The sequence below is a fragment of the Streptomyces turgidiscabies Car8 genome (genome assembly GCF_000331005.1).
GTDB lineage: Bacteria > Actinomycetota > Actinomycetes > Streptomycetales > Streptomycetaceae > Streptomyces > Streptomyces turgidiscabies.
Genome location: NZ_AEJB01000484.1, coordinates 1 through 5698, shown reverse-complemented (window position 1 = coordinate 5698; position 5698 = coordinate 1). Strand labels below are relative to the sequence as shown.

At 67.7% G+C, this 5698-nt stretch carries 6 protein-coding genes; 4 read left to right on the top strand and 2 right to left on the bottom strand.

All coding sequences use genetic code 11. The features are described from left to right. Positions 1-270: 270 nt before the first annotated feature. Positions 271-1128 (top strand): helix-turn-helix domain-containing protein, encoded by an 858-nt coding sequence (locus tag STRTUCAR8_RS34940; protein ID WP_006380955.1) that lies wholly within the window; start codon positions 271-273, stop codon positions 1126-1128. 229 nt (positions 1129-1357) lie between these two features. Then, the gene (locus tag STRTUCAR8_RS50600) at positions 1358-1567 is read left to right on the top strand and encodes a DUF397 domain-containing protein (RefSeq protein ID WP_006380954.1); all 210 of its coding nucleotides are present in this window, start codon (positions 1358-1360) and stop codon (positions 1565-1567) included. A gap of 120 nt (positions 1568-1687) precedes the next feature. Here the strand turns inward: STRTUCAR8_RS50600 and STRTUCAR8_RS34930 are convergent, their stop codons facing one another. Next, positions 1688-2647 carry a hypothetical protein gene (locus tag STRTUCAR8_RS34930; RefSeq protein ID WP_407705433.1) on the bottom strand — a complete coding sequence of 320 codons (960 nt, stop codon included), beginning with the start codon at positions 2645-2647 and terminating at the stop codon, positions 1688-1690. A 101-nt stretch (positions 2648-2748) separates the two neighbouring features. On the opposite strand from STRTUCAR8_RS34930, the gene STRTUCAR8_RS34925 reads away from it, so the two are divergent. Continuing rightward, positions 2749-3534 (top strand): SDR family oxidoreductase, encoded by a 786-nt coding sequence (locus STRTUCAR8_RS34925; RefSeq protein ID WP_006380953.1) that lies wholly within the window; start codon positions 2749-2751, stop codon positions 3532-3534. A gap of 184 nt (positions 3535-3718) precedes the next feature. After that, positions 3719-5305 carry a sodium:solute symporter family protein gene (locus STRTUCAR8_RS34920; protein WP_006380956.1) on the top strand — a complete coding sequence of 529 codons (1587 nt, stop codon included), beginning with the start codon at positions 3719-3721 and terminating at the stop codon, positions 5303-5305. A gap of 81 nt (positions 5306-5386) precedes the next feature. On the opposite strand, the gene STRTUCAR8_RS34915 is transcribed toward STRTUCAR8_RS34920, so the two are convergent. Next, positions 5387-5698: ADP-ribosylglycohydrolase family protein (locus STRTUCAR8_RS34915; RefSeq protein WP_006380957.1), on the bottom strand; the 312-nt coding region annotated here is incomplete at its 5' end.

The following is a 5698-nucleotide window of genomic DNA, read 5'->3' as shown; positions in this document are numbered from 1 at the left end:
TCCGGGACCAGTCGCCCAGCAGGTGCTCGACAGACACACAGCGGGCATCCGGCACATGTCGTCCGGCACATGCGCGTCCGAAGACGACCGGAAACGGACCGGGGAGGATAAGCGGAATCCGCCGAACTGGCGTGTACCGCGCGCATATCTCCCGCCTCGGCACCGCATATCCGCAGTTTCCCAGCGGTACCACGCACCTTGGTGGCAGTCTGCTCAACAGCAGATACGGAAAGTGGCAAGTACAGGTACGCAGCCGGAGGTGCACGTCCCATGGCGTCCAATGTGAATCCCACCGTCAGGCGACGCCGGTTGGGCCAGGAGCTGCGCAGGCTCCGCGAACAGAAGGGCATGACGGCCGAAGAGGTCGCCGAGCGGCTGCTGGTCTCCCAGTCGAAGATCAGCCGGCTGGAGAACGGCCGCCGCAGCATCAGCCAGCGCGATGTCCGCGACCTGTGCGGGGTGTACGAGGTCGAGGACCAGCGGATGGTCGACTCCCTGATGGAGATGGCCAAGGACTCCCGCCAGCAGGGCTGGTGGCACGCGTTCGGGGATGTCCCGTACAGCGTGTACATCGGACTGGAGACGGACGCGGCGTCGCTGCGCGTCTACGACCCCCAGGTCATCCCGGGGCTGTTGCAGACCCGCCCCTACGCGGAGGCCCTCATCACCGGCGCGCTGCCGGAGACCGCCTCCAGCGACATCGACAACCGCGTCCAGGTCAGGCTGCGTCGGCAGGAACGAATCACCGCCGTGGAGAACCCCCTGCGCCTGTGGACGGTGCTCGACGAGGCGGCGCTGCGCCGGCTCGTGGGCAACAAGCTGCTGATGCGGGAGCAGTTGGAGTCCCTGGTCGAACAGTCGCAGCTGCCGCACGTCACGGTGCAGGTCATCCCGTTCGAGATGGGGGCTCATCCGGGCCTCAACGGCCAGTACGCGATCCTGGAGTTCCCCGACGCGGCCGATTCCAGCGTGGTCTACATCGAGGGCGTCACCAGCGACCTCTATCTGGAGAAGGCGCAGGACGTTCAGAAGTACAGCGTCATGTACGAACACTTGCGGGCACAGGCCCTGAACGTGGACCAATCCCGGCAATTCATCGCGGACTTGGCGAAAGAGTACGCACGCTGACGTCCTGGAGAAGCAAGGGCCGCACATTACACCTCCGCATCACGCCAGTGGAAGACCCCGCTGGTATATGCCACCCGGTCGAGTGAACGGTTGGTCCGCATAAGGGCGTTGGCGAGTAGCGTCGATCAGGCCATCGAGGAACAACGTTGGCGCAAACCGTGCCGAGGGCTCCGCAGGGCGCCCTCCGGTCGGCGACAGCAACTCACCCCCTGGTCAAAGCGGAGCGAACATGGCAATTCAGCAAGGCGCCACGAGCACCTGGACGAAGTCCTCGTACTCCACCGGAAACGGCGCGTGTGTCGAGGTCAAGTCCCCGGTTCTCGCGGCGATGTCGGTCCGGGACTCCAAGGTCCCGGCAGGTCCGACGCTGGCTTTCCCGGCCGACTCATGGAACTCGTTCGTGGCAGAGATCAGCCGGGGAGCGTCCGACCTCATCTGATGCTTCACCGCCACTTCTCACAACTCCATAAGCAGCACAGGAAGAGCCCTCTCGACTGGCCCGCCGTCCTGGCCGAGGGGGCTCGGCCATGCCCGGCCGACCCGGGCCGCCCTCAGATCATCACCTGAGTCGGTCCACGTACAGGTCCGTCCCCGGCACCGTGGGGACGAACGGTGCCACCAACTCCACCCGCCCCAGGCCCTCTTCGTCGACTGCCTCCCCCAGTCCCGTGAAGTACGGCTCCCAGCAGTCCCGTGGATCCGCCTCCAGGAACCACAGCAGTGTCAGCCGTACGTCCACTCCCTCGACCTGCTTCACGTACGTCATCCGGTCACCGGGCAGCGGGGTCGGGTGGAAGACGGTGACCATGGCGACGGGTGACCCGGCCAGCTTCTCGGGCAGGTACCGGGTGCGCAGCCACTCCAGCAACTCCGCCCGCCCCGCCGGGCTTTCGGCGTCGATGACCTGCAACACCAGCCCCGCGTACGGGTGGTCGAGGGCGTGGAAGTCGCGGGGGCCGGCGTCGCCGTCCCGGTAGACCGTCGTCTCGTGGTCCTGGAACGCGGTGAAGACGTGGGTACGGTCCTGGCAGACGCGGTCGTCGCGATTGAGCCGTTTGTTGATGCCGACGGTCCAGCGCATGTGGTCGGCGTAACGGCCCTGGGTGATCCAGTAGGTGGAGAGGTAGCAGCCCGCCGTGACCGGCTGCGCGACCGCCGACTTCTCGGGGTAACGCAGGAGTTGGAGGTCCCGGGTCGCGACCCAGCGGCGGCCGGAGAACATCCAGGGCATGGCCATCGCGCCGGCGTAGTAGTGATCGTCTTCGTACCAGCGGTTGTAGGCGTACTCGTGGCCCGGGTGCGGCTCGACCATGGTGATGAGCGCGTGGCCCGGGTGGACGCCGTACGGACCGAGGGCCGCGAGTTCGGCGTACACCTCACTACGGGTTCCCACGGCCGCTTCTTTCGCGACCGTCGCTTCTTTCCCGACCGTCGCCTCGTTCTCGACCGTCATCCGGTTCCCGGCCGTCGTCTCGTTCCCGGCCGTTCCCTCGTTCCCGGCTGTTCCCTTCTCGTCCATTCCCATCCCCTCTCCTCCTCTTCCTTTCTCTTCCTTCCTCCTTCGGACGCCCATACTCTGACGCTCCGTCAGATAATCCGCCAGAGTCGGGGAGGGCTTCGATGTCGCTGCTCACAGGGAAGACCGTGGTCGTCTCCGGTGTCGGGGCCGGGCTGGGGCGTCAGGTCGTGGCGGCTGTACTGCGGGACGGGGGGAACGTCGTCCTCGGGGCGCGTACCGAGGCGCACCTCGTGAAGACCGCCGCCGAGCTGGATCCGGACGGGGCGCGGACCGCGTACCGGACGACCGACATCACCGACGAGGAGCAGTGCCGGGCGCTGGCCGCGCTGGCGTGCGAGCGGTTCGGGCGGATCGACGGGGTCGCCCATGTCGCCGCCTGGGACAGCTACTTCGGGGGGATCGAGGACGCGGACTTCGAGAGCTGGGCGGGTGTCGTCGACGTGAACCTGCTGGGCACGCTGCGGATGACGCGGGCCTGTCTGCCGGCGCTGAAGGAGCGGGGCGGGAGCGTGGTGTTCATCGGGACGCAGTCCGCCGTGGCGGCGCCCTCGCAGGTGCGGCAGGCCGCGTACGCCGCCTCGAAGGGGGCGTTGACGAGCGCGATGTACTCGCTGGCCCGGGAGCTCGGACCGCACCGGATACGGGTCAACACCGTGCTGCCGGGGTGGATGTGGGGGCCGCCGGTGGAGGCGTACGTGCGCTTCACGGCCCAGGGGGAAGGGGTGCCGGAGACCGAGGTGCGGCGGCGGCTCGCGGAGCGGATGGCGTTGCCCGAGTTGGCCACGGACGGGGATGTCGCGGACGCTGTGGTGTTCCTGGCGTCTGAGCGGGCTCGGGCCATCACGGGACAGTCCTTGCTGGTGAACGCGGGTGAGCTGATGCGGTAGCTGATATTCCGCCAAACTTTCAGTGGTCGCGCCGAGTTCATGGACATGAACGTAAGTCAGTGCGGCGAACTTCTTTACTCCCTCTTGACCATACGGGCTGTTGTCGCTGCCATGCCAGCGATCGACGATGAGCGGGCGCTCGACACCCCCGCTCGACCTGCTCGACGCCCCTGGGAGGGAGCACATGAACGGTCTCGACTGGACCGTGCTCATCGCGTACTTCGGTGTGATGGTCGCCATCGGTGTCTGGTCCCACAAACGGGTCGACAACGTCAGCGACTTCTTCACCGCCGGCGGGAAGATGCCCTGGTGGCTGTCCGGCATCTCCCATCACATGTCCGGATACAGCGCGGTGATGTTCACGGGTTACGCCGGTATCGCGTACACGTACGGCGTCACGTCCTTCGTCACCTGGTCCTTCCCGATCGCGCTCGGCATCGCCATCGGCTCCAAGCTGTTCGCGCCGCGCATCAACCGGCTGCGGTCCCGGCTCCATGTGGCGTCCCCGCTGGAGTACCTGAAGAACCGGTACGACCTGAAGACGCAGCAGGCGCTGGCCTGGTCCGGGATGCTGCTGAAGATCGTGGACGTGGGCGCCAAGTGGGCCGCCATCGCGACCCTGTTGTCCGTCTTCACCGGCATGTCCCTCAACCAGGGCATCCTCATCACCGGCGCGATCACCGCCGTCTACTGCACGATCGGTGGGCTCTGGGCCGACGCGCTCACGGAGTTGGGGCAGTTCGTCATCCAACTCCTCGCCGGAATCGCCATGTTCGTGGCCGTCGTCAGCAAACTCGACGACCACGGGGGGTTCTTCGGGGTCTGGGACGACCCCGCGCTGCAGGGCCACGGGAAGCCGCTGGTCGGTCCGTACGGCACGGTCTTCCTGCTCGCGTTCCTCTTCATCAAGCTGTTCGAGTACAACGGCGGCATGCTCAACCAGGCGCAGCGGTACATGGCCACGGCCACTCCCCGGGAGGCCGAGCGGTCCGCGCGGCTGTCGGCGATCCTGTGGCTGGTCTGGCCGTTGGTGCTGTTCTTCCCGATGTGGATGTCCCCGCTGCTGGTCCAGTCGCAGAAGCCGGACGGTTCCGACTCCTACGCCCTGATGACCGAACAGCTGCTGCCGCACGGCCTGTTGGGGCTCGTCATCGTCGGCTTCTTCTCCCACACGATGGCCATGTGCTCGTCCGACGCGAACGCCATCGCCGCCGTCTTCACCCGGGACGTCGCTCCGGTGGTCTGGAAGCGGGCGCGGGCGTGGTCGGACTCGTCGGGGCTGGTCGCTGCGCGGGTGACGACGGTCGTCTTCCTCGGGCTGTCGATGGCGGCGGCGACGCAGGTCAACTCCCCCGCGTTCAAGGACATCATCACGGTCGTCATCAAGTGGGTGGCCGGTCTGATGGGTCCGATGGCGATCCCGATGATGCTGGGCCTGCTGCGGCCGTTCCGGCGGTCGGGGCCGACAGCGGCACTGGGCAGCTGGTCGATGGGGCTGCTCGCCTTCTGGCTGGTGAACTACCCGATCAACTGGAACGTGGACGGCGGGGTGCCGCTCCAGTACCAGGTGTCGATCCCGCTGGCCGTGTCGCTGGTGCTCTACATCCTGATCGGTTTCCTGCGGCCCGAGGACACGCCGGAGCGGTTGGCGATCATCGAGACCGTGAACACGGACGGGGACGACAGCACCTCGGTCCGGGTGCCCGTCCCCGCCCAGGAGCCGGCGGACGTGGTGCCGGGGAAGCGCCGGACGAAGGACGGAGTGGGCTGAGGGGACGGCCCGGTGCCTCACCCGGGACGGGTCACCCCGTCCCGGGTCGTTCGCCCCGCATCATCCGCCCCGCATCACCCGTCAAGCCCGTGGATACCGGGCGAGCCACCCCGGTGAGGATCCCGCCGGGCCGTGCAGCGCCGGTCCCTGGGTCATCTCCATGGCGAAGTCGTCGGCGATGACCAGCATCGTCGGTCGGCCCTCCAGCTCCGCCAGCCAGGCGGGCGGGAGGGCCGTCTCGCCGTGCAGGGCGCCGAGCAGACCGCCGGTCAGGGCGCCCGTCGCGGCCGAGGGGCCGCCGTGGTTGACCGACAGGGACAGCCCATGGCGGACGTCCTCGCCGACCAGCGCGCAGTACACCGCCACGGACAGGAGGCCCTCCGCCGTGCCGGC